Consider the following 2,527-nt stretch of genomic DNA (forward strand, 5'->3'; position numbering starts at 1 on the left):
AGTAATTATGTGGCTTTCAGCCGCAGACATAGCTATGCTATGAATAATTTAGGATTATTTATATGTGTAATTTATTATTGCAAGCTATATTAAAAAGGCTGGAATTTTGATATTAATCAAAGCTCCAACCTTTAGATATAAGGGTATAAAATATTATTTTAGAAGTATCAGTACAGGAATGTGTTTTGCTAACATTAATTCTGTCCGATGTATTTATCTAAAAAATCTCATATTACCCAAGTCATTCTTTATTGCTATAATCTAATACACACAACATAAATCCGTTTATATCATAGCACTGTACCAGAAGTATTAAGAATAACTTATTTATAACCTTTCAAAAAAACAAAATTGTTCGCATATCCGTTTATCTTACTGCTGTCATAAACCGGTTCTATCCTATTTTTTTCAATATCGTAATGATAAATCCCCTGCGGATATGTATCACCTCCAGCTCCCGCAAAATAAACATCATTCACTGAGGCAAAAATAAAGTCATCATATATTTCCAAAGGAAATTCGCTTTTGAATAGCTCAAATTCCTCAGGATTTCCCCCAGTTTTAAAACGAAACTGGGTATATGGAGAACCCTGAGAATTAACTAAACTTACAGGATTACCTCTATAAAAAATTTCATTTTTATTTATTATTGCAAGATTTTTTATTGCATATTGCTCCAGCTTTAATAACAATTCAGGTTTATCTCCCTTTAATTCATAAATATAAGCACTTGGAGGAGGACATTCTTCCAAACCAGGATTGATACGGTTGTCGAAGGCTTCTTCAATAACATCACATTCTTTTTCCGAATAGCCAGACATTACTATCCTGCCGCTTTCAGGCTGGTAGGTACACAGTCTACAGTTAAAATCAATCCCAAAATCCAGTTTAGTCAGAGTTTTGTTTTTTTTGTTAAACAAATAAGGCTCGTCTATCCTTCCCCCCCTTTTACAGGCTACCATTACTATATCGTCCTCCCTGGGGATAATATAGTTAATTGCAAACAGGGAGTCAGTGAGCTTTTCCGCTTTTTTAGTGTCCAAATTATACCGCCAGAGCTGATCGAATTTGCCGCTTTCGTCCACCGCCGAATAATACAGGGAGTTTTCCTTGTCATCATATACGGCATACGGGTACTGGGAAGTATATGGAACACTTCCAACCGCCACTGGCTCGCCTTCAAATGAGTACTTAAAGACCGTGGTGGTCATCCCATTCTTTGGAGAAGTATTATCATTATAGGATGTTACCGCAATGGACAAATAAGACGGTGTTTTATTATGGCTGCAAGCAGTAAGTAATAATGCATAGGCAAAAAAAATTATGATAAACTGCTTCATAAAAAATTCCATGTTATTTAGACTTTATAATTTTATACAAACCTATTGGTTGTAATTATGGATAAACCAACAATTAATGCTATGGGTGCCTTTCGTTACCTGTTCCTATAATGCTCAATACATTTCAGTATTACTCACTATAAAAACACACTATTCAATCTCCGTTTTTGTACCTCATAGGATCAATATCCTTCATATAGCTCCTTCTTTCTAAGTTTTAACCTTAACATCACCTTTTATATGTTTGTATTTTCCAGTATCATCTAAATCAAATATGTCATACAAACAAACTCCAAGGGCATTTGCTATATCATTTGCCAGTCTTAAACTTGGCGTAACCTTTCCTGTCTCTATTCTATTTATAGCAATTCTTGATACTCCTACCTTTTTACCTAATCTATGTTGTGATAATCCTAAAGGTTTTCTGTATCTTTCTATATGGTTCTTCAAAACTATATCTCTCCTTTTTTAGATACCTAAAGTTTACCATATAATTATTTAAAGTGTCAATATTTTTTACAAATTTAATCGATATCCACTTTCCCGTCTTCCGTCGAAGTACTATGAAAGTTTCGACGTTTTAAATTTCGGATAAACTATTTGATTTTGCGCAATTCTTTTAAACCCTTTATTTTAAACAATGTCATTAACTTAAGAGTAGTGAGAAAAATATTACAAAAAGATAGTTAAAAAACGATAATTATGCTATACTTGTAGTGAGAAAAATTACGAGGTGTAGCATGTTTATAAAAATACTTACAAAAGAATATAGAGGTGAAAAGTATTATTATGCCAGCCTTGTTGAAAACAAACGTATTGATGGCAAGGTTGTGCAGACAGTGAAAGCGAATCTGGGTGCAGTTACTGAGGAGCAGATTCCATATTTGAAGGCAGCCTATGCTAAGAAGAAACCTCGTCTTGTTTATGATGAGGATTAAATAATAGGAGGGCTGTAGTGAGAAAATCACAGAATAGACTATTAAAAGATCAGAATAATATTCTTTCAGATGTATTTCTTGAGGTATGTCGTGGTGGCAAAACAAACACTCTTGTCAGACGTAGAAAGATGCCACTAGAAGATTTAGTGTATTCTATGATTAATCGCAAAGGTCTTACTCTCAAAATGGAGCTGCGAAATTATATGAAAACAACACATCCGGGAACAGAAATATCTAAACCGGGTTATC

Annotated in this window: 3 protein-coding genes and 1 pseudogene; 2 read left to right on the top strand and 2 right to left on the bottom strand. The window is 33.6% G+C overall.

Features of this window, described 5'->3' with window-relative positions:
• Positions 1-323 precede the first annotated feature (323 nt).
• Positions 324-1,340 (bottom strand): hypothetical protein, encoded by a 1,017-nt coding sequence (locus tag HMPREF0381_RS02715; RefSeq protein ID WP_040461088.1) that lies wholly within the window; start codon positions 1,338-1,340, stop codon positions 324-326.
• A gap of 210 nt (positions 1,341-1,550) precedes the next feature.
• Complete coding sequence (locus HMPREF0381_RS02720; RefSeq protein ID WP_008750334.1) at positions 1,551-1,790, bottom strand: helix-turn-helix transcriptional regulator; 240 nt, start codon at positions 1,788-1,790, stop codon at positions 1,551-1,553.
• A gap of 290 nt (positions 1,791-2,080) precedes the next feature.
• Here HMPREF0381_RS02720 and HMPREF0381_RS02725 point away from each other — a divergent pair, with 290 nt between their 5' ends.
• Positions 2,081-2,278: a hypothetical protein gene (locus HMPREF0381_RS02725; RefSeq protein ID WP_008750335.1), complete on the top strand. Its 198-nt coding sequence runs from the start codon at positions 2,081-2,083 to the stop codon at positions 2,276-2,278.
• Between the two features lie 17 nt (positions 2,279-2,295).
• Positions 2,296-2,527 (top strand): annotated as a pseudogene (locus HMPREF0381_RS15115) (IS4 family transposase); the annotation flags it as partial.

The organism is Lachnoanaerobaculum saburreum DSM 3986 (genome assembly GCF_000185385.1).
Taxonomy (GTDB): domain Bacteria; phylum Bacillota; class Clostridia; order Lachnospirales; family Lachnospiraceae; genus Lachnoanaerobaculum; species Lachnoanaerobaculum saburreum.

Excerpts from the sequence above, each read along its gene's own strand:
- HMPREF0381_RS02715 (WP_040461088.1), bottom strand. The coding sequence starts at position 1,340 with ATGAAGCAGTTTATCATAATTTTTTTTGCCTATGCATTATTACTTACT.
- HMPREF0381_RS02725 (WP_008750335.1), top strand. The coding sequence starts at position 2,081 with ATGTTTATAAAAATACTTACAAAAGAATATAGAGGTGAAAAGTATTAT.